The organism is Helicobacter anatolicus (assembly GCF_021300615.1).
Lineage (GTDB): Bacteria > Campylobacterota > Campylobacteria > Campylobacterales > Helicobacteraceae > Helicobacter_H > Helicobacter_H anatolicus.
In genome coordinates this window covers 127,346-146,825 of the sequence record NZ_JAJTMY010000002.1, presented here as the reverse complement: position 1 = coordinate 146,825, position 19,480 = coordinate 127,346, and the positions used below count along the sequence as shown (strand labels likewise).

The 19,480-nt window shown below is 32.4% G+C and carries 23 protein-coding genes; 2 read left to right on the top strand and 21 right to left on the bottom strand.

Annotated features, from left to right (window positions below; genetic code table 11):
* Positions 1 to 12: 12 nt before the first annotated feature.
* The gene (locus tag LW133_RS03435) at positions 13 to 876 is read right to left on the bottom strand and encodes a menaquinone biosynthesis family protein (RefSeq protein ID WP_233076469.1); all 864 of its coding nucleotides are present in this window, start codon (positions 874 to 876) and stop codon (positions 13 to 15) included.
* Between the two features lie 111 nt (positions 877 to 987).
* On the opposite strand from LW133_RS03435, the gene LW133_RS03430 reads away from it, so the two are divergent.
* Positions 988 to 1,734 (top strand): SDR family NAD(P)-dependent oxidoreductase, encoded by a 747-nt coding sequence (locus tag LW133_RS03430; protein WP_233076466.1) that lies wholly within the window; start codon positions 988 to 990, stop codon positions 1,732 to 1,734.
* Between the two features lie 242 nt (positions 1,735 to 1,976).
* On the opposite strand, the gene mnmA is transcribed toward LW133_RS03430, so the two are convergent.
* The 6 genes from mnmA to LW133_RS03400 all read right to left on the bottom strand — a co-directional run bounded on the left by mnmA (position 1,977) and on the right by LW133_RS03400 (position 7,764).
* Positions 1,977 to 3,005: a tRNA 2-thiouridine(34) synthase MnmA gene (mnmA, locus tag LW133_RS03425; protein ID WP_233076451.1), complete on the bottom strand. Its 1,029-nt coding sequence runs from the start codon at positions 3,003 to 3,005 to the stop codon at positions 1,977 to 1,979.
* A gap of 28 nt (positions 3,006 to 3,033) precedes the next feature.
* Entirely contained in the window at positions 3,034 to 3,960 is a 927-nt protein-coding gene (gene accA / locus LW133_RS03420; RefSeq protein ID WP_233076448.1) for an acetyl-CoA carboxylase carboxyl transferase subunit alpha, read from the bottom strand.
* A 6-nt stretch (positions 3,961 to 3,966) separates the two neighbouring features.
* Positions 3,967 to 5,199, bottom strand: a complete 1,233-nt coding sequence (locus tag LW133_RS03415) for a beta-ketoacyl-ACP synthase II (protein ID WP_332908888.1) — start codon at positions 5,197 to 5,199, stop codon at positions 3,967 to 3,969.
* A gap of 52 nt (positions 5,200 to 5,251) precedes the next feature.
* The gene (gene acpP, locus LW133_RS03410; protein WP_233037299.1) at positions 5,252 to 5,485 is read right to left on the bottom strand and encodes an acyl carrier protein; all 234 of its coding nucleotides are present in this window, start codon (positions 5,483 to 5,485) and stop codon (positions 5,252 to 5,254) included.
* 103 nt (positions 5,486 to 5,588) lie between these two features.
* Positions 5,589 to 6,134: an anthranilate synthase component II gene (locus tag LW133_RS03405; RefSeq protein ID WP_233076438.1), complete on the bottom strand. Its 546-nt coding sequence runs from the start codon at positions 6,132 to 6,134 to the stop codon at positions 5,589 to 5,591.
* On the bottom strand, positions 6,118 to 7,764 hold the full coding sequence (locus LW133_RS03400) for a bifunctional chorismate-binding protein/class IV aminotransferase (RefSeq protein WP_233076435.1): 1,647 nt from the start codon (positions 7,762 to 7,764) through the stop codon (positions 6,118 to 6,120). The genes LW133_RS03405 and LW133_RS03400 overlap by 17 nt, the downstream gene beginning before the upstream one ends.
* Positions 7,765 to 7,924: 160 nt before the next feature.
* On the opposite strand from LW133_RS03400, the gene LW133_RS03395 reads away from it, so the two are divergent.
* Complete coding sequence (locus LW133_RS03395) at positions 7,925 to 8,146, top strand: hypothetical protein (protein WP_233076431.1); 222 nt, start codon at positions 7,925 to 7,927, stop codon at positions 8,144 to 8,146.
* Between the two features lie 58 nt (positions 8,147 to 8,204).
* Here LW133_RS03395 and LW133_RS03390 read toward each other — a convergent pair whose 3' ends face one another.
* From LW133_RS03390 to LW133_RS03325, 14 genes are all read right to left on the bottom strand, one after another.
* On the bottom strand, positions 8,205 to 9,149 hold the full coding sequence (locus LW133_RS03390; RefSeq protein ID WP_233076428.1) for a thiamine pyrophosphate-dependent enzyme: 945 nt from the start codon (positions 9,147 to 9,149) through the stop codon (positions 8,205 to 8,207).
* 12 nt (positions 9,150 to 9,161) lie between these two features.
* A complete protein-coding gene (locus tag LW133_RS03385) occupies positions 9,162 to 10,382 on the bottom strand; it encodes a 2-oxoacid:ferredoxin oxidoreductase subunit alpha (protein WP_233076426.1) in 1,221 nt (406 codons plus the stop codon).
* 12 nt (positions 10,383 to 10,394) lie between these two features.
* Complete coding sequence (locus tag LW133_RS03380) at positions 10,395 to 10,784, bottom strand: 4Fe-4S dicluster-binding protein (protein WP_233076424.1); 390 nt, start codon at positions 10,782 to 10,784, stop codon at positions 10,395 to 10,397.
* 9 nt (positions 10,785 to 10,793) lie between these two features.
* Positions 10,794 to 11,354, bottom strand: coding sequence for a pyruvate flavodoxin oxidoreductase subunit gamma (locus LW133_RS03375; RefSeq protein WP_233076422.1), 561 nt, complete (start codon positions 11,352 to 11,354; stop codon positions 10,794 to 10,796).
* A 382-nt stretch (positions 11,355 to 11,736) separates the two neighbouring features.
* Positions 11,737 to 12,381 (bottom strand): HAD family hydrolase, encoded by a 645-nt coding sequence (locus LW133_RS03370; RefSeq protein WP_233076420.1) that lies wholly within the window; start codon positions 12,379 to 12,381, stop codon positions 11,737 to 11,739.
* Complete coding sequence (locus tag LW133_RS03365; RefSeq protein ID WP_233076418.1) at positions 12,378 to 13,724, bottom strand: MATE family efflux transporter; 1,347 nt, start codon at positions 13,722 to 13,724, stop codon at positions 12,378 to 12,380. The genes LW133_RS03370 and LW133_RS03365 overlap by 4 nt, the downstream gene beginning before the upstream one ends.
* 57 nt (positions 13,725 to 13,781) lie before the next feature.
* Positions 13,782 to 14,171, bottom strand: a complete 390-nt coding sequence (gene rpsI / locus LW133_RS03360; protein WP_233037287.1) for a 30S ribosomal protein S9 — start codon at positions 14,169 to 14,171, stop codon at positions 13,782 to 13,784.
* A 9-nt stretch (positions 14,172 to 14,180) separates the two neighbouring features.
* On the bottom strand, positions 14,181 to 14,600 hold the full coding sequence (rplM, locus tag LW133_RS03355) for a 50S ribosomal protein L13 (RefSeq protein WP_408610458.1): 420 nt from the start codon (positions 14,598 to 14,600) through the stop codon (positions 14,181 to 14,183).
* Between the two features lie 80 nt (positions 14,601 to 14,680).
* A complete protein-coding gene (truA, locus tag LW133_RS03350) occupies positions 14,681 to 15,412 on the bottom strand; it encodes a tRNA pseudouridine(38-40) synthase TruA (protein WP_233076414.1) in 732 nt (243 codons plus the stop codon).
* A 1-nt stretch (position 15,413) separates the two neighbouring features.
* Positions 15,414 to 16,430 carry an LptF/LptG family permease gene (locus LW133_RS03345; RefSeq protein ID WP_233076410.1) on the bottom strand — a complete coding sequence of 339 codons (1,017 nt, stop codon included), beginning with the start codon at positions 16,428 to 16,430 and terminating at the stop codon, positions 15,414 to 15,416.
* Entirely contained in the window at positions 16,423 to 16,884 is a 462-nt protein-coding gene (locus LW133_RS03340) for a hypothetical protein (protein WP_233076408.1), read from the bottom strand. The genes LW133_RS03345 and LW133_RS03340 overlap by 8 nt, the downstream gene beginning before the upstream one ends.
* Before the next feature lie 152 nt (positions 16,885 to 17,036).
* Positions 17,037 to 17,669: a protein-L-isoaspartate(D-aspartate) O-methyltransferase gene (locus tag LW133_RS03335; RefSeq protein ID WP_233076396.1), complete on the bottom strand. Its 633-nt coding sequence runs from the start codon at positions 17,667 to 17,669 to the stop codon at positions 17,037 to 17,039.
* Positions 17,662 to 18,393 (bottom strand): nitrilase-related carbon-nitrogen hydrolase, encoded by a 732-nt coding sequence (locus LW133_RS03330; protein WP_233076394.1) that lies wholly within the window; start codon positions 18,391 to 18,393, stop codon positions 17,662 to 17,664. The genes LW133_RS03335 and LW133_RS03330 overlap by 8 nt, the downstream gene beginning before the upstream one ends.
* The gene (locus tag LW133_RS03325) at positions 18,383 to 19,417 is read right to left on the bottom strand and encodes a ribonucleotide-diphosphate reductase subunit beta (RefSeq protein WP_233076392.1); all 1,035 of its coding nucleotides are present in this window, start codon (positions 19,415 to 19,417) and stop codon (positions 18,383 to 18,385) included. Before LW133_RS03325 ends, LW133_RS03330 begins: the two co-directional genes overlap by 11 nt.
* Positions 19,418 to 19,480 lie beyond the last annotated feature (63 nt).

The window sequence follows — 19,480 nt, the reverse complement described above, 5'->3', positions numbered from 1 at the left end:
TTTATCCTTTCTTTAATTAAAACGCAATGACTCATATTCCATAGGAATAAGATAATCATCACAATTTTCTATAGCTCTATCATAAATTTTTGCATCATATCCAAGCTTAAACATTTTTTCTAGACCTTTTTTTTGCTGACTATTTAATATTACAGAATCTTCATTTGCATAAAGATTTAAGTAAATATCAAGTTTTTGAGAATCGACACGAATAATACCTTTTTGCATCAACATTTGCGATAAAGTTTTTTTACCCCTCAAAGCCACATCTACAGCTTTTATTAAAGTTTTTTCAATATCAATAGCCCTATTTAACGGGATAGATCTTCTTAATGCCATGCCACCCAAAGGTAGAGGTAAATTTTCTTTTACAAGTTCTCGCCAAATATCCCAAAGCTCTACCTCTACCTCCAAAGCATCATCATAACACAAAATAGATTCATGTATCAACACGCCAGCATCAACTTCGCCACTTAAAACAGCTTGCTCAATCTCTAGAAAATTCTTATAAACAATCCTTGCTTCTGGATAAAAAATCCTAAAAATTAAAGCATTACTTGTGTGTTTTCCACTCAATGCAACTTTAAAATTCTTTTTTAATTTTACACCTTTTTTTTTAACAAGCTTAGGGCCATATCCATTACCAAAACTAACCCCTGTCCTTAATAAAGCATACTGATCCTTGATTAAAGGATAAAGTGCAAATGAAATAGCACTAACATCTAACTCTCCCATTAGGGCTTTTTCATTTAAAGTTTGAATATCTAAAGCAATATTTTCAAATTTTTGATTCAAAGCACTATCCACCCAACCAAACACAATTGCATAATACATAAATAAATCATCAGCATCTGGACTATGGCCAACACTAATCATTTCTCACCTTTATCAAAAATATATCCTTATATTATAAAATGTATTATTCAATACACATTTAATCAAACAAGATAGACTGCTCTATAAATCAAAAATTATTAAGGAGAATTTATGCTAGCATTTATCACAGGTGCAAGCTCAGGAATCGGAGAAGCAATTGCAAGAAAATTTGTAGAACAAAATCATCAAGTAATTTTACTAGCAAGACGCAAAGAAAAATTACTAACACTCCAAAAAGAACTTGGTAAGCAATGCTTAGCAATCTTGCCTTGTGATATCAATAATACCAAAGAAATTTCTGCAATGTTAAAAGTACATGGAAAAGATATTGATATTCTTATTAATAATGCGGGATTGGCCCTTGGAATTTCTAATGCTCAAGAAAGTTCATTAAAAGATTGGGAAACCATGATTGAAACAAATATTTTGGGTCTTGTAAAACTTACTCATCTCATATTGCCTTTTATGATAGAAAAAAATCTTGGACACATTATTAATATTGGTTCTATCGCGGGTACATATCCCTATCCTGGTAGCAATATTTATGGTGCAACAAAAGCTTTTGTTAAGCAATTTAGCCTCAATCTTAGAGCAGATTTAATTGGAAAAAATATCAGGGTAAGCAATATTGAACCCGGTCTAACAGGTGGTAGTGAATTTTCTCTTGTAAGATTCTATGGAGACAAAGAGCGTGCAGAAAACCTTTATAAAAATTCCCAACCACTTATGGCACAAGATATTGCTGAAAGCGTGTATTGGTGTGCTTCACTTCCTAAACATATTAATATCAATCGTATAGAAATAATGCCAACCACACAAGCACCTGCAGGACTAAAGGTTTATGAAAATAATAATTAATTCTATAACAATAATTACAAATCCAACATGCTAGAATATTTTTTGAGATCCTAAGATATAAATATCATTCTAGCATTACAAAGGGATAGTGCCCTATAAAATTATGCTTTTTTCTATAGTAATAGGTAATAGTTTTATAACCTACCTTATATTTTTATGCGATATCTTTATTAAAATCCTACTTCACTCACTACATGATTCTAAAATACTTCTTATTGCATGTTAAAATTTTCTCAAAAAAATTAAAGAATCACGCCTCCACCAAGTACATTATCATCTACATATACTACAAGAGCCTGTCCCTTTGCTACACCATACACAGGTTCCTCAAACTTTGCGATAATCTTCTCATCTATTAAACTTACAAAAGCTAGTGCAGGGGTACTTCGATAGCGTATTTTGACATAATAATTTCCTGATACAAAATCACCAGGCAATGTTTTATTCATCGCTTCAACTTCAAAAGTAGCTAGATCTTCTTTTTTACCCACAACGATCTCATTTTTCTCTGGAATAATCTTTAAAACAAAATGTGGATCATGCGCACCTTTTACACTAAATCCTTTTCTTTTACCAATAGTATACTGCATATATCCCTTATGCATCCCTACTTCCTGGCCATGCACATTACGCACGATACCTTCTTTTTCCACATCTACATGCTTCTTTAAAATATCAATATAATCTGTCTCTACAAAACAAATTTCTTGAGATTCTTTATAAGTCTCTAAACTTCCAAGCCAAGGCATTGCTGCAAAAGCAAGAGGTTTAACCTCTTCTTTTAACATATCTCCGAGAGGAAAAATCAAAGAGTTGATAGCTGTTTGTGAGATTGCATAAAGAAAATAACTTTGATCTTTTGTTTTATCTTTAGCTTCCCTAATTCTTAAATGCTCACCAATTTTTCCAATTCTAGCATAATGCCCTGTCGCAATTTTTTGACACCCCTGCTCCAAAGCAATATCAAGTGCCAAGCCAAATTTCATCAAAGGATTACACAAAGCACAAGGATTTGGTGTTTCACCACGCTTATAACTTTCTACAAATTCATTATAAACTTTTTGTCTGAAAGCCTCTTGTGCTTCAATAATTTCAAAATCAATCTGTAAATTTTCTGCAACTTTATAACAATTACGTAAAAAAACTTGATGTTTTTCTTCTTTATCGTGCAATTTGAGATAAAATCCTTTAACTTCATATCCTTGTTTTTTTAGTAAATAAGCAGAATAAGAACTATCCACTCCACCACTCATCAAAAGAGCTACTTTCATACCTATTCCCTTTCTATACTACTTAATATTATACAAAAGCCCCATAAGACATTAATTTTTCATAGCGTTTTTCAACAAAATTTTTCTCCGCCTTAATAGTTTTTAAACTTTCTAAAAAATACTTTTTAATAGCTTGTGCTGCAAGCTCTTTATCTCTATGAGCACCACGACTAGGCTCTATAATAACATCATCAATCAAACCAAAATTTTTCAAAGCATCTGGGGTGATTTTCATTGCCTTAGTAGCAGATTCTATTTTTGCAGGATCATTCCACAAAATTGCTGCACACCCCTCAGGAGAAATTACACTAAAAATAGAATATTGCATCATTGCTAATTTATCTGCAACACCAATTGCTAATGCTCCACCACTACCACCCTCACCAATAATAATTGATATTGTAGGGACATTCAATACAGCAAAATCTTGTAAATTTTTTGCAATCGCTTCGCTTTGCCCTCTTTCTTCTGCTCCAATTCCAGGATATGCTCCAGCAGTATCTACAAGCATCAAAATAGGAATATCAAACTTCTCTGCAAATTTTGCTGCCCTTAATGCCTTTCTATATCCTTCAGGGTTAGGCATACCAAAATTACGCATAAGTTTAGTTTTTGTTCCCCTACCTTTTTCTTCTCCGATCACCATTACAGGCTGCTCATCGATTTTTCCCAAAAAACAGACAATTGCCTTATCATCACTAAAATGCCTATCTCCACTAATCTCATAAGCATCTTTTAAAAGAAGTTCAATATAATCCATAGCATAAGGGCGATCAGGATGTCTAGCAAGTTGTAATTTTTGATAATCCGTCATATTACCATAAATCAATCGTACTTCTTTTTCTAGATCAATCTCTAAAATTTCTCTAGCTGCATTATCCCCCCTAATAATAGCCATCTCTATTTCATCTTGCAAAACCTTTATACGTTGTTCAAAATCAAGATATGTAGCCATTATTTCTTAAACCTTTTTAAAGATTACTACCCCATTAGTTCCACCAAAACCAAAAGAATTACTCATTACAACATTAGCTTTTTTTTCTCTAGCAACATTGGGTATGTAGTCCAAATCACATTCTGGATCTTTTTCTTCCTGATTAATTGTTGGAGGTAGTATACCTTCTTCCATCGCCATAATAGAAATCACCGCCTCTAATGCACCAGCAGCACCCAAACAATGTCCAATCTGTCCCTTAGTAGAACTTATCAAAGGAATATTGCTTCCAAATACCTGTTTGATTGCCATAGTCTCATAAAGATCATTATACGCGGTACTTGTCCCATGTGCATTAATATAATCCACTTCAACTTGCGCCATACTTAATGCTGCCCTCATCGCCCGTGCTGCACCTTCACCAGCAGGAGCAGGGGTAGTAATATGATTTGCATCGCCACTCTCACCAAAACCAACAAGCTCTGCATAAATCTTTGCCCCTCTCGCCTTAGCACTTTCATAGTCTTCCAAAACTAACGCTCCTGCACCTTCACCCATAACAAAACCATCGCGATTTTTATCAAAAGGTCTTGAGGCCTTTTGCGGATCATCATTTCTATCACTCAAAGCCTTCATTGCCGCAAAACCACCTATTCCTACAGGACAAATCGCAGATTCTGCACCAATAACCAACATTCTATCTGCACCATTTAGCATAATTGTTTTTCCAGCTTCAATGATTGCATGTGTTCCCGCTGCACAAGCTGTCACACTAGCTAAATTTGGTCCCTTAATACCAAACTCAATAGATGTAAACCCACCAAGCATATTCACAAGTGCTGAAGGTATAAAAAAAGGATTAATTCTTCTGGGGCCTTTTTCAAAACAAGTGATTGAATTTTTCTCAATATTACCAAGACCGCCAATACCAGCGCCGCTACTTACCCCAAACCTATCTGCAATATTTTCATCACATTTTCCTTCACTATTTAAAAGCCCACTATCTTGCATTGCTTCTTGTGTAGCTTTAAGTGCAAGCTGGATAAAACGATCCGCTTTTTTTACTTCTTTTGGATTCATCACTTCATTTGGATCAAAATTTGTAATCTCTGCTGCAATCTGAACGGGAAACCCACTTGTATCAAAACTAGTTATTCTTTTAATTCCACACTGACCTTCCGCTATAGATTTAAAAGAATCTCTTCTATTTAATCCTAAAGAATTCACCATTCCTAAACCAGTTACAACTACACGACGCACATTAACTCCTTAAATATAATCAATCAGAAATTTTAGAGCAAAATTGCTCTAATTATTTTTTATTTTCTTCAATAAATGCTACAACATCAGCAACAGTGGTAATTTTTTCTGCTTGCTCATCTGGAATCTCAAGATCAAATTTTTCTTCTAAGGCCATAACAAGTTCCACAACATCTAAAGAATCTGCACCCAAATCCTTTACAAAATCTGCTTCTGGTTTTACTTGATCAGCATTTACACTTAATTGCTCAACCACAACTTCTTTTACTTCATCAAAAATTGCCATTTTTTTCTCCTTGGTATATTTTAAATAATTCAACATTTTAGCAAACTTTTTTATAAAAAAGCACTTAAAATTTTTAAACGTGACACAAAATCCATAATTTATACTACAAAGACAAGAAATTCAATAAAATTTCCTTCCCATAATTAGATAACACAGATTCAGGATGAAATTGCAATCCAAAAATTGGCAGACTCTCATGTTCAAAAGCCATTAAAACACCATCTTGGCTATAGCAATTTGCTATCAAACGCCTATCTAATTTTGCAACATATAAAGAATGATAACGCCCTACTGTTAAATCCCCCTTAATATTTTTAAATAACCTTCCTTGATAATGTGTAATTCTTCCCTCTTTACCATGACAAGGGTGTTTTAACTTTAAAATTTTACTTCCAAAATATAAGGCAATAATTTGGTGTCCAAGACAAATTCCCAAAATCTTTTTTTTCTGATAATAATATTTTAGAATTCCTAAGGCAATCTTACAATCTTTAGGGTGGCCATATCCTGGTGATAAAATAATATGAGAATAAGAATCTAAATCTTTAATGACAACCTCGTGGGGCAAAAAAACCTGTATATCAAAATCTTTTAGATAATGCACAATATTATAAGTAAAAGAATCATAATGATCAATCAAAGCAATCATATCTCACCTCAATCATGCCACGCAAAGCATTAATACAAAAAATTTTTTCTGCACTTCTTACATCCTCTAAAGTTAATTTTTTTTCTTTTAATTCTCCTTTTTTTATCATTTTTTGTCGCATAACTCCATTTAAAATTCCACTATCAAGCATAGGAGTATAAAATTCACCCTTAATTTGCAATACAACATTGCTTCTTGCACCCTCGCTAACTTCCCCATGTTCGTTATAAAATATACAATCAAAAATATCTCCATTTAAAATTCTTTTTCTTGCCTCCTCATACCATGGTGCATAAGTTGTTTTATGATACAAAAAATCATTTTGATTTTCCTTACGATGTGCAAAGACAATTTTATTTGTCGTATGCAATTTAAATTCTTTATATTCTTGATGTAATTTACCATCTTTTTGCACCCGCAATCGCAAGACTCCATCACAAATTTGTGGATTAATATTTATATCTGGCCGCACAAAACCAAAATACTTTACTGATTGCAACAATCTTTTTTTATGATAAGAAAAATTCATAATTTTTTTATTCTTAACTCTCATGGTTTCAATGATTTCAAAATCGATTTTTGGATAAATAAATTGTGATTTTAATAGGCTTTCATGATACTCTTCCCTAGCATCACTATCCCAAACAATCCCACTGCCAACACAAAGTTGTAATTTCCCTTGTTTATATATCATTGTTCGAATTGGAACATTAAAAAGCATAGTGTCTTTAGAAATTACACCGATCATGCCACAATATACCCCTCGGTTATATTTTTCTAATTGTTCAATTAACTGCAGAGTTTTAAATTTTGGCGCACCAGTTACAGAACCACAAGGAAATAATGCAATCAAAATATCTGCAAAAGTTATATTTTGTTTAAGTTGGGCTTTTATTGTAGAGATCATTTGATGTATAGTTTTTAATGTTATTACTTCAAAAAGATTTTGTACCTCTACCTTGGAAGAAATTTTACTTAAATCATTACGCAATAAATCTACAATCATCACATTTTCACTACGATTTTTAATATCATTTTGCAAAAATTTTTTATTATTTTCATCTTCAAGTATATTTTTTCCTCGCTGAATTGTTCCTTTCATAGGCTTTACAACAATCTCTCTATCTCTCACCTCAAAAAATAATTCTGGAGAAAAAGATAAAATACTTTCATATTTATTTTCTATATAAGCTGCAAAAGGAGTTTGTTGATTTTGCAAAACATCAGTAAATATATCCTTAGGGGCACATCTTGTCTCCAACTCTATAGGATAAGTATAATTTAACTGATAGGTATCCCCTCTTCTGATTGCATTTTTAATAGCTTGAATCTTTTTTGCATAAACACCAAAGTTTTGTTTTTTTAAAATTTTTGGATAAAAAACTTTATTACCACTTTTTTGATTCTCCAGCTTATCTCTATTTTTAAAAAGTTCAAAATATAATAAAGGTCTATCGCTTTGCAATTCATAAGATTCTAAAATTTTATAGGCATCATACCGAATATATCCTACCAAATACCCTTGAAAACGTAATTCCTCTATTTTTTTTAAAGCATCAAAAAACTCGATTTTATTAAAAGCCACTATCTTTAATATGCTATTTTTATAGATAAAATCACCAAAAATCATTCATTTTTCCTAAAAAAATATAAAAATATTTTAAATATTAGTTAAAAAAAAATTAAAACTATATACTTTAATTTAAAAAAATATAAACTATATCTTTAAAATTGCTTCATATTTATATTAAAAATATGATAGAATAATGCCATTATTCTAAAGAAGACAAATGAATTATACAGATTTCTCCAATAAATTAAAACAATTGCAAATTTCAAAAGAAGAATTTGCCAAAATGGTTGATATGAATTATCATTCTGTTGCAAATTGGAAGTCAAAAGGAGTGCCATATTGGGTAGAAGTGCTTCTTTATCATTACGAAAAAAGCAAAAATCTAGATGTTATACTAAATATTATTAAACAATACGACGATAGCATAGTCCCACTATAAAATAATAAAAAAAATACTTATCACTGTCTTGTAATAATAAAAATAAAAAAGCAAGAGTTTACACTCTTGCTTCCTCTCTTCTTTGTAGCATTTCCCATTTTTTATCAACATCTTTTTGAAATTGTTCAATGATATGCTCATTTTCTGGTTTAAATAAATGTTTAAATCTTCCTTGTGCCCCCAAATAATCCCTTACTGGTATAATATTTTTTGGACGATAGGTAATGTTTAATTCGTGACCATCAATAATCTCATAAAGTGGAAATACTAAAGAATCTACTGCAAGATCCATGATATCTACTGTATTGTTGCAATCAAATCTCCATTCTGTTGTACATGCACTAAGGGCATTTATAAAAGTTGGGCCTTCAGTATCAAGTGCTTGTTTAATTTTTTTATTCATATCTTTCCATTTATTTGGAGCCACTTGTGCCACATAAGGAGATCCATGCGCTGCCATAATTGCTAACATATCCTTCTTTTTATCTTTTTTACCATAACTTACACGCCCTGCAGGAGTTGTAGAAGTTGAGGATCCAATTGGTGTAGAACCGCTTCTTTGACCACCTGTATTTGCATACACTTCATTATCAAAACATACATAAGTAAGATCATGCCCTCTTTCAAAACATCCACTAATCCACTGAAATCCAATATCATAAGTAGACCCATCACCACCAAATGCAACAAATTTAGGCTTATCACCAGTATATTTTTGTTTTCTACTTAATGCCTTATACATTGCTTCTACACCAGCAACTGCTGTTGATCCATTTTCAAATCCTATATGTATCCAAGGAACATCCCAAGATGTATAAGGATATACTGCTGTAGACACCTCAATACAACCTGTGGAGTTACCAATTACTATATGTCCATCAACCGCATTTAAGATTTCTCTAATAATCATACCATGGGCACATCCTGGACAAAGTAGATTGGCTCCCTCAAATTTTTCTGCCGCTCTTGAAAATTGTTTTAGATTCTTAATTTCTTTTGTCATTTTTTACTCTCCTTAATTAAAAGCCATTTTTTTACCACGAAGCCCAATAAATTGTTGAGTAGGATGAGTAAGCTTATTTGCTTTAGCATTTGCATCCAAATCTCTATAAATTTGCAATAAATTCTCTTGTGTCATATCTCTACCACCCAAACCATAAATATAATTAGATAAGATAGGCTTTTTAGTTGAATTTTGCAACACAGCTACACCAACCTCATTGAAGAGCATACCCATAGCACCTGCAGGTGAACTTCTATCTAACATTGCAATTGCTTTTACATCTTTAAGTGCTTCAGCAACAAGCTTATAAGGGAAAGGTCTTAAAGTGCGTAATGATACTACACCCGCCTTAATTCCTTCTTCTCTTATTTTTTTTGCTGCAACTCTTGCGGTCTCAACCGTAGTTCCTAATGCAACAATCACTACTTCTGCATCATCCATGTCATATTTTTCAACGATATTATATTTTCTTCCTGTTTTTTTAGCAAAAAGATCAAATACCTCCTCAATCACTACATGAGAATTCATAAGATCATGATGTAATTGTGCTTTATGTTCAAAATGCCAATCTTCTTCTGCTTGAGCACCATAAGTAATGGGCTTAGAGAAATCCAACATTGCATTTTTTTGTTTATATTCTCCGATAAATTCATATGCTTCCTCATCGCTTAATGGAGCAACATTCTGTGCAGTATGTGAACAAATAAAACCATCTTGATTCACAATCACTGGAATTCTTACACGCAAATCCTCAGCAATTTTAAATGCCATAAGATTAAAATCATAAGCTTCTTGAGGATTATATGCACAAAGGCTAATCCATCCTGTGTCTCTACTTAGATACATATCAGAATGATCCCCATTAACATTCAAAGGTGCAGCCAAAGCACGATTTACCAAATTTAATACCAGCGGAATCCTCATACCAGAAGCCTGATAGAGCACCTCTACCATTAAAGCAAAACCCTGTGAACTTGTAGCAGTTGCCACCCTACCTCCTGCTGCACCTGCACCCACACAAGCACTCATCGCAGCATGTTCAGATTCCACCATAACAAACTCACCATCAATATATCCATCACTTAAAAATTTTCCATAGTTTTGTACAATAGGAGTTGAAGGTGTAATGGGATAAGCAGCTACCACATCAACCTGAGCTTGTCTTAAAGCGTGGCTTGCAGCCATATTGCCATCCCAAACCTCAACTTTTGATAATTCATATTTTAAAGCCATTTTCTTATCTCCTTACTTCTGTTTTTCTTCTTTTTGTGGCCACTGCTTGAGGGCTTCTTCATTAGCCTCATTTTCGTCAAACATCAAAAGAGACTTTGGATTTGTAGGACACACAGAAACACAAACTCCACACCCCTTACAATGCACATAATCAACTCCACTCATTTGGTCATCTTTTGCCAAAATCGAAGAATCTGGACAATATACCCAACAAAAAAAACAGTTAATACAATGATCATGGTTGTGCACTGGTTTTTGCACTCTCCAATGCGCCACACTTGCACTTCGTGAACTATTTTCTGTATAGCTTCTTTCTTCTCTCATTTTTCCTTGTGCTTGCACACCATCTTCATTAAAAGGAAACAATACTGAACCAATTTCAAATTCATTCCAACCCTTCATCTCTACTCCTTATTTTACTTCATTATAAGCTCTAATAATAGCTTCCTTATTTGCATCAATAATCTTTTGAGGCAATTTTTTACCTAAAATCTTAATAAATGCATCCAAAAAATAATCCAGATCAAGCATGTTAGAAACTTTCATTAATGCACCAAGCATAGGAGCATTTGGTATTGGTTTTCCAATAGTATCTAAAGAAATTCTAATACAATCTAATACATAAACTTCCTTACCCTTCAACTCTGGTTTTTTTGCAATCAATTCTTCCTTGCTCAAATGTGTTGTAATAATATATTTAGTATCTACCTTTTCATTTACACAAATATCAGTAATAAAAGTCAAGCCAGGGTCTATAACCAAAACATAATCAGGCTTCATGAATTTTTCATGATTTAAGATAGGAGAATCATCAACTCTATTATATGCAGTCATTGCTGTTCCTCTTTTTGCAGAACCATAAAAAGCAAAAGCTTGCACCTGCTTTCCTGTCCCTGCAACCACATCCGCTAAACCCTTTGCACCTGTAACTGCACCTTGACCAGCCCTAGAGTGCCATCTAATTTCTAACATTATCTTCTCCTTATAAAAAGAATAAACCGAGCTATTTACTTAAAATAGTTTCATATTGTAGCAAAGTTTATCAAATAAATTGGCACAATAAGTAAAATAAATCTTTACTTAAAGTTTATCTTATTTTTTAATCTCAATATTTTTTCTAAAATTCTTTCACAATAATCAGAAATAAAATAATGATAAACAAAAATTTTAAAAGAGGATTTATCAATTTTTTGGTTTTAGCACAAAAAGATTATAAAAATTATAGAAAAAAATCTCCAATCAAATTAATAAGATAAAAAAATATTTAGCACTCCAACTCATATATATAAAAATTCTATACCCTTCTAAAGATAGATCTATAGTTATAACTTCTTTACATCACTTATATAAAAAATTAAATAATCTTAGAAATAAAAGACACTGCATCTAAAACATGATTAAATACTTCAATATTTTGATGTAATAAAATTTCTTTTTTAACATAGCCGCTACTTACTGCAATAGGTGTCACGTCTGCTGCTCTAGCTGATTCTATATCCAACAAAGTATCCCCTATCATAAAACATTTTGTAATGTTATTGCCAAAAGCACTTCTAGCTTTTATTATTGGTTCTGGATGTGGTTTAGGAAATTTCACATCATCTCTTCCTACAACTATTTGAAAGTATTTTAAAACACCAAAATAATCCAACAATTCCTTTGAAGCGCTACCTGTTTTTGTTGTTACAACCCCAAGTTGTGCAAATTCATAAGCCCTTTTAATCGCCTCAATCGCAAAAGGAAGCATTGTAGTTTTTTCTTTACTAACTTTTTTATAATGAGTTTTATAACATTGCACAATTTCTTGAATATCTTGTGTTTGCACCCCAACTTTTAAAAACATGTCTTCAAGAGTATGACCAATATTCTCTACAACTTTCTGGGTATGAGGGATAGGATAGCCCATATTTTGCATTGCAACGCCAAAACTCTCACAAATCGCAGGAGTAGAATCAATTAATGTCCCATCTAAATCAAATAAAATAATTTTCTCTTTCATTTTTTCACTCTAAAAATTTTTTTATTTTGATAATATAAAATAGGTATCACGACTAAAAATGCTAAAAATTGTGCAATGGGATTACTTGCCCAAATCCCTATTTGTCCATACTTATCACTCATAATTGGAATCAAAATTCCAAGAAAAACTACAGAATAACATAAAGTAATTATTAAAGAACTTTTAATTCTTCTTAAAGATTGGAAAAATATTGCACTCAAAATATTAATACCCAAAAAAATAAATCCCATGTAATAAATTCTCATTGCCACAATCACTTCTTCTAAAAATGATGGGTCTTTTAGCTGTTCGGCATTTAAAAACCAAACAACAAGCCAATGTCCAAAAAAATAAAAAACCATATAAATCGCAACACTAACCAAAAAAACCATAACAAAACAAAAGCGATATACCTGCTTAATACGATCAAACAATCTTGCACCAAAACTATAACTTACAATAGGTTGCATACCTTGAGAAATTGATAATAAAACAGAATAATATGCAATCCCACTATATAACACGATGCCATAGATTGCCACACCTCGCTCCCCTGAAATTTTCATCAAAAAAACATTAAATAAAAACATAGCAATCGCAGCAGAAAGTTCAGCACTTGATTGTGGCACTCCCGTTTTAATCGCTGTTAAAATATACTTAAAAGAAAAAGCTTTTGCAAAATATAAATCTCCTTTTTTTCTCAAAAAATGTTGAAGAATCATAAAAAATCCAATACAGTGTGCCAAGATAGTTGCCCACGCACTGCCTGCCACCCCCCACTCAAACACAAAAATAAAATAATAATTCAAAATAATATTACTCACAGCCCCTACTAACATAGATACTGTAGCCAAAACTGGTCTTCTGTCATTTACCACAAAAGTATCTACTAAAGGATGTAGAATAATAAAAATTAACCCTAGAGAAATTACCTCAAGATATTGTGTAGCATAGTGTTCTAATGCTATACTAGCCCCTAATAATTGCACAATCTTTTCTGCATATATATATCCCATCACACTACAGCACAAAGCAGACAAAAATGCAAAATAAAAAATAGAACTAAAAACAACTCTTGCAAGCCTTGCTTTATCTCTTCCGATATAAAATGCCGCTAAAGTCGAACCGCCAAAACTAAGCAATAATTCAAAAGCAATAATAATTGGAAATACCGGCCAAACAATTACAATTGCCGCTAAAGCATCAGAACCCATCTTTTGTCCTACAAAGATTCCATCGATTGTAGAATAAGTCGATAAGGCCAACATTGTAAATAAAGCGGGAATAAAATAAGTAAAAAATAAACGAGGAATAGGAGTTCTTTTTAGATCAATTTTTTGCATACTAAAAACCTTAAAATTCCCCAAAATAGGGGAAAAAAGTAAAGATAAATTTGTAAATTATCTTTTTGAAAATTGTGGGCTTCTTCTTGCTTTCCTTTTTCCGTATTTTTTACGCTCTACCACTCTTGCATCTCTTGTTAAAAGTCCTTTAGGTTTTAAGATTGCACGGAATGCAATATCATAAGCATTTAAGGCTTTTGAAATACCATGTCTTAATGCTTCAGCCTGTGCTGAATAACCACCACCAAAAGTAGTCGCCATAATATCAACACTTTTATCTTGATTTGTCAAAATTAAAGGTTGCATAACCTTCATTTTAATAGCCTCATGACCACCTAACCAAGTATCAAGATCTACTCCATTGATAGTTAATTTTCCACTACCATTAGATAACCACACTTTTGCAATTGCAGTTTTTCTTTTTCCAGTTGCATAAACTTTTGCCATTTCTTATCCTTACTTACTTTTTGATACTTGTGCAGTATGTGGATGCTCTGCACCTCTATAAACTTTCAATTTCTTAATCATTGCACGACCGAGTTTTGTTTTAGGCAACATTCCTCTTACAGCCAAATAATAAAGCTTTTCTGGAGACTTCTCCAACATTTCTTTCAAAGTCTTGCTCTTAGTGCTACCAAAATAACCTGAGTGTGTAAAATATTCTTTATCCTCAAGCTTCATACCAGAAAACTTCACAGCAGTTGCATTTACTACAACAACAAAATCGCCACAATCCACATTTGGAGTAAAACAAGGCTTATGCTTTCCTCTCAATAATATAGCGATCTCTGTCACCAAACGACCAAAAGTTTTATCTTTTGCATCAAGCACAACCCAATTACGGTTGATTTCATTCACCTTAGTGGTTTTTGTAATTTCCATAACCAAACCTTTCATTTTAATAAGGATATAATTATATATATTATTTCTTAAAAATGACTTAATTTAAGCAAAAATTAATAAATAACCTTTGTGAGATACAACCCATTAGGACTTGCAGGATAAGAATAAACACGCTTTACCCCCTGAATTTGATCTTGCAAATCCTGCAAACTTATTTGATCTAAAGAATAAGCCAAAATAGCTCCCATCATTAAACGAATTTGTGAATACAAAAATCCATTAGCTTGAAATCCTGCAATATAATATTTTTGTCCAAAAATCTGATGCGTATAAAAATAAGTTTTATAAATTTCACGCTCTGTGCTTTTATTTTCCTTACAAGTTTTACTAAAAAATTTAAAATCTTTTTTACCTACAAATAACCCCAATCCCTGCTTAATTTTTTCTACATTACCAAAATTTTCTTTAGAAATATATGGAGATAACCACACATTCCCATAAAATTTTCCAAAAATATAGCGATACTCTCTTTTTTTAGCTTGAAATCTCGGATGAAACTCCTCTTTAACATGCCATATTCTTCTTACAAAAATATCAGGGTAAAGTTTTTGATTAAAAAGTTTTAAAAATCGCTCAATTTGCCAAAAATCTGGAATCTCCATTCTAATTACTTGACCAGTCGCGTGCACCCCCCTATCCGTCCTCCCCGCACCAACCACATTACACGTAATTCCAAAAGTTTGCAAAACCTCTTCAATTCTTTGCACCACACTTCGATATCCATTTTGTCTTGCGAAGCCAAAAAACTTACTCCCATCATAAGCAATTTTCGCCGCCAAAATCATGTTAATACACTTTTAATATTTTCTTTTTAAATAAATAATACCCCCCAAAAAACCATATAACGGGCAACAATACCATCCCTAAAAAAGGTATATTTTCACTCAAAATATGCACCAACACAAAATATAAAGTTACAGAACCCAAAATATATACATAGGAAAGATTTTTTTGGAATCTCGGATTAGCAATCCCAAACAATGGAATAAGAAATATACTTGCTAATGGAAAAAAAGAAGTCATAATAGCCTGTGCAAATCTCCTTGCTTGCGACTTTTTCCCCTCAAATGCACTCTTCCAATATGCCACTAAATCATAAGAACTAAGATTGATTTTTTTTACTTCGCTTTGAATAATCATATTTTCAAAATTTACCTTATGCAACTCATTATTTTTTGCAAAATACGCATCTCCATTATCTAAACTCAATTTAAATACACCCTCCAAATTCTCTACCCTTCCTTTTTGGGCGACAACAAAACTCTCCTGTCCTAAATCTACTCCCGAAAATAATACCAATCCACCATATTCATTATCTTTTGCACTATCAATATATACAAGCCAATCTCCAAGCTTTTGCCCCAAATCCCCCGCACGAATATTAACATCTACCTTTGTCCTTTTTTCTGCAATAAAATCAGAATATGCACTTTTTGACAATGGAATTAATGCCAAAGAAAAAGCAAGTAAAACAACACTGACAAGCAAAGCTGTAGGAATAAAATAAAACAAAATTTTCCTAGGCGATACCCCTAGTGAAAAAAATACCAAAAGTTCATAATCATAAGAAAGCCGTGAAAGCCCCAAAATACAAGCAGCAAAAAAGGTAATTGGAATAATAAAAAATACTGTTCCTGGTAATAGATATAAAAATACCAGCATTAAATCCATGAAATTCATTTTCACCACAAGTGTAATACTTGCAATACTAATCAACAAAACTACAGAGGAAATAAAAAACAAAACAATAAAAAAAGAGAAAAAAATTTGTGATACAGAGCTAAAAAGATAGTTTTTAAACATATTGCATTCCTAGTAAAAACTCTACAAAAGTCCCCAGTATGATAACAGGAATCAAAGGCACCTTTTTTTTATTTTTAATACTAGCAAAAACTATACCTACAATACCACCAAACATCATAGCAAACAAACTTTCCAAAAAGCCAAATAGCATCACCCAAGCAAAAATAAAAATAATGTCACCGTCACCTAAAATCTCCTTTTTTAGCACCACTCTACCAAAAATTTGCATCACACTAAAAGCCCCTGCCATAGCAAGAGATTCTATAAACAATAAATGCCAATCTATTCGATAAAAGTAAAGACCAGCCACCCCAATCATACAAAGCAAAAAATTCCACAATGCAGGTACAAAAAAATATTTGTAATCAAAAATCATCAACAAAAATGCAACCGCCAAAAAACTACCTAGCCAAATTGAAAAATCCCCATAACTATAAAAAATTAAAAATTCCAAAAAGCAAAGTATTATAAAATACACATAAGATAGTCTAAAGCAAAAAAATACCCAAGAAAAAATAGAAATTAAAGCTATGTACCAAAAAAAGCTTCTTTTTAAACCAAAATCAAATGTATAAAAAATATCATCAAGACCAAATCCCTCAAGCATTAATGACTAATACCATCAAGCACTGGCACAAAAAGACATTCTTCCAAAATCTCTCCTGCATCTAGCTGTCCATTTTTTTTGTAAAAACGCATAATCATTTGCTTATTGCCTCTCAAAATGGGTGCAACCAAAATTCCTCCTTCTTGCAACTGATCAATAATTGCTTGAGAAATATTCTCTGCACACGCAGAAAACAAGATTCTATCATAAGGGGCATATGCACTCCATCCTCTTTGCCCATCATCTAATTTTGTATTAATATTATAAGCACCAGATTTGCGAATTCTCTCTTGTGCTTCAAGTAGAATTTTTGAAATACGCTCTACTGAAAAAACTCTTCTAAAAATCTTAGATAAAACCATTGCTTGATATCCGCTTCCGCATCCAATCTCTAACACACTGTCCCCGCTTTGTGGCAAAAGATATTGTGTCATTTTTGCCACTGTCAAAGGGGAACTAATCCACTGCTCTTCTTTCATTGGCAAAGGATTAAGATCATAAGCACGCATACGCATAGAAGAAGGCACAAACATCTCGCGATCAACCTCTTCTATTGCTCTTCTCACCTCTTTATCAAGAGGAAAGATTTTTTCTATCTCTTCACACATCAGCAAACTCTTTATATTAAACACTTATACCCCTTAATTGAATATGTTTTCTCATATGCTCCACTTCTTCCAAATTTATCTCTACTTCAATACAAGGTTTTTTATCATTTTTATGCATAATTCCATAAGGAGTAATAATGGCACTATTTTTTGCCATTTGCAAATTCCTAGGGTTGCTTACCACAACATAACATTGATTTGCAATAGCTAGTGCCCGAGCCAATGTTACAAAATGTTCTTTTCTCACCTCTCCCCATTGTGCGGGAATAAAAATAATCTCTACATCTTGTATTTTTTGCCACTTTTCAATAAAACGCAATTCATAACAAATCAATGCTGCACATTTCACACCATCTATCACAAATGGGACACACTCTTCCTCATCACCTGCTTGAAAATGTAAATGCTCATTTCCCAATGCAAATAATTTGGATTTAGATTGCTTATGAATTAAAGTATTATGCCAAAACACCTTAAAATTATTAAAAAATCCACGACCTTTTTTTTCAATCATTGTCGTCATAAAAGTCTTATCCGTGCTTGCATCTAAAAATTTTTGTGTAGCAATTTTAGAAAACTCACTTGCCTCTTCCATGCGCTGATAAGAAAATCCAGTTAATGCAACCTCTGGTGCAAGTATCAAAGAATCCTTTGGGGCTTTTTGTATTTGCTCTACTAAAAAATCAAGATTTGCATAAAAATCTTGATAAATCTTAGGCTGTAAAGTGACAATATTTTTAAAAATCATCAACTAAACTTCCTTTCGCGTAGTTGGTTACCTTAGCTTCAAAAAAGTTTGTTTTTTGATCGTTAAAAGAAGAATATTGATCAATCCACTTCATAGGATTCTCAACATTATAAAGCTTTGGCATACCAACTTTTGTAAGTCGTGTATCTGCCAAATATCGAATATATTGCTCAATCACCTCTGAAGTAAGTCCAAGAATCTGTCCCTGAGTAATATACTCTCCCCATGAACTCTCTATTTCTACCGCTCTTTTAAACATTTCAATAACTTCTTCTTCCAAGCTACTGGTAAAAAGATCTGGGCGCTCTTTTTTTAATGTGCGTATCATGTTTTGAAAAATAATTAAATGCGTAACTTCATCTCTTTGAATAAAGCGTATCATTTGTGAAGAACCAAGCATTTTTCCTGAAGATGCAAGAGTATAAAAAAATGCAAAACCACTATAAAAATAAATCCCCTCTAGAATCTGATTTGCAAACATTGCCTTTACAATATTTTTTTCCGTAGGATTTTTTGCAAGCTCCAAATAGACATTTGCAATATAATCATTTTTGCTTTTTAGCTGCATATCCACACGCCACATGTCATAAATCTCTTCAGTATTTGCTGAAATAGATTCTACCATCACCGCATAACTTTGTGAATGTAAAGCTTCCTCATAAGCCTGACGCACCAAAATTAAATTAATTTCTGGACTTGTAATATAAGGATTTACATTATCAATAAGATTGTTTGTTTGTAAACTATCCATAAAAATTAATTGTGCCAAGGCCCTATCATACCCGATTTTTTCTTGTGCTGTAAGCCCTCCATGATAATCACGCTTATCATCATTCATTGCCACTTCCTCAGGAAACCAGGTATTTGCAAGCATGGTTTTCCATAAATCATATGCCCATTGATATTTGATTTTATTAAGATCGAACATACTAGTTGGATTACCCCCAAAAATTTTACGATCATTGACACCTTCTGTAGAATACGGGTTATAGATCTTCTTGCGATGTACTAACTCATCTTGCATAATTACTCCTTTTTAAGGTTATTTCTATAAAATTTTATCTTATTTTGCATGAAATATTTCAAA

Excerpts from the sequence above, each read along its gene's own strand:
- LW133_RS03435 (WP_233076469.1), bottom strand. The coding sequence starts at position 876 with ATGATTAGTGTTGGCCATAGTCCAGATGCTGATGATTTATTTATGTAT.
- LW133_RS03430 (WP_233076466.1), top strand. The coding sequence starts at position 988 with ATGCTAGCATTTATCACAGGTGCAAGCTCAGGAATCGGAGAAGCAATT.
- mnmA (WP_233076451.1), bottom strand. The coding sequence starts at position 3,005 with ATGAAAGTAGCTCTTTTGATGAGTGGTGGAGTGGATAGTTCTTATTCT.
- accA (WP_233076448.1), bottom strand. The coding sequence starts at position 3,960 with ATGGCTACATATCTTGATTTTGAACAACGTATAAAGGTTTTGCAAGAT.
- acpP (WP_233037299.1), bottom strand. The coding sequence starts at position 5,485 with ATGGCAATTTTTGATGAAGTAAAAGAAGTTGTGGTTGAGCAATTAAGT.
- LW133_RS03405 (WP_233076438.1), bottom strand. The coding sequence starts at position 6,134 with ATGATTGCTTTGATTGATCATTATGATTCTTTTACTTATAATATTGTG.
- LW133_RS03400 (WP_233076435.1), bottom strand. The coding sequence starts at position 7,764 with ATGATTTTTGGTGATTTTATCTATAAAAATAGCATATTAAAGATAGTG.
- LW133_RS03395 (WP_233076431.1), top strand. The coding sequence starts at position 7,925 with ATGAATTATACAGATTTCTCCAATAAATTAAAACAATTGCAAATTTCA.
- LW133_RS03390 (WP_233076428.1), bottom strand. The coding sequence starts at position 9,149 with ATGACAAAAGAAATTAAGAATCTAAAACAATTTTCAAGAGCGGCAGAA.
- LW133_RS03385 (WP_233076426.1), bottom strand. The coding sequence starts at position 10,382 with ATGGCTTTAAAATATGAATTATCAAAAGTTGAGGTTTGGGATGGCAAT.
- LW133_RS03380 (WP_233076424.1), bottom strand. The coding sequence starts at position 10,784 with ATGAAGGGTTGGAATGAATTTGAAATTGGTTCAGTATTGTTTCCTTTT.
- LW133_RS03375 (WP_233076422.1), bottom strand. The coding sequence starts at position 11,354 with ATGTTAGAAATTAGATGGCACTCTAGGGCTGGTCAAGGTGCAGTTACA.
- LW133_RS03370 (WP_233076420.1), bottom strand. The coding sequence starts at position 12,381 with ATGAAAGAGAAAATTATTTTATTTGATTTAGATGGGACATTAATTGAT.
- LW133_RS03365 (WP_233076418.1), bottom strand. The coding sequence starts at position 13,724 with ATGCAAAAAATTGATCTAAAAAGAACTCCTATTCCTCGTTTATTTTTT.
- rpsI (WP_233037287.1), bottom strand. The coding sequence starts at position 14,171 with ATGGCAAAAGTTTATGCAACTGGAAAAAGAAAAACTGCAATTGCAAAA.
- truA (WP_233076414.1), bottom strand. The coding sequence starts at position 15,412 with ATGATTTTGGCGGCGAAAATTGCTTATGATGGGAGTAAGTTTTTTGGC.
- LW133_RS03345 (WP_233076410.1), bottom strand. The coding sequence starts at position 16,430 with ATGTTTAAAAACTATCTTTTTAGCTCTGTATCACAAATTTTTTTCTCT.
- LW133_RS03330 (WP_233076394.1), bottom strand. The coding sequence starts at position 18,393 with ATGATTTTTAAAAATATTGTCACTTTACAGCCTAAGATTTATCAAGAT.
- LW133_RS03325 (WP_233076392.1), bottom strand. The coding sequence starts at position 19,417 with ATGCAAGATGAGTTAGTACATCGCAAGAAGATCTATAACCCGTATTCT.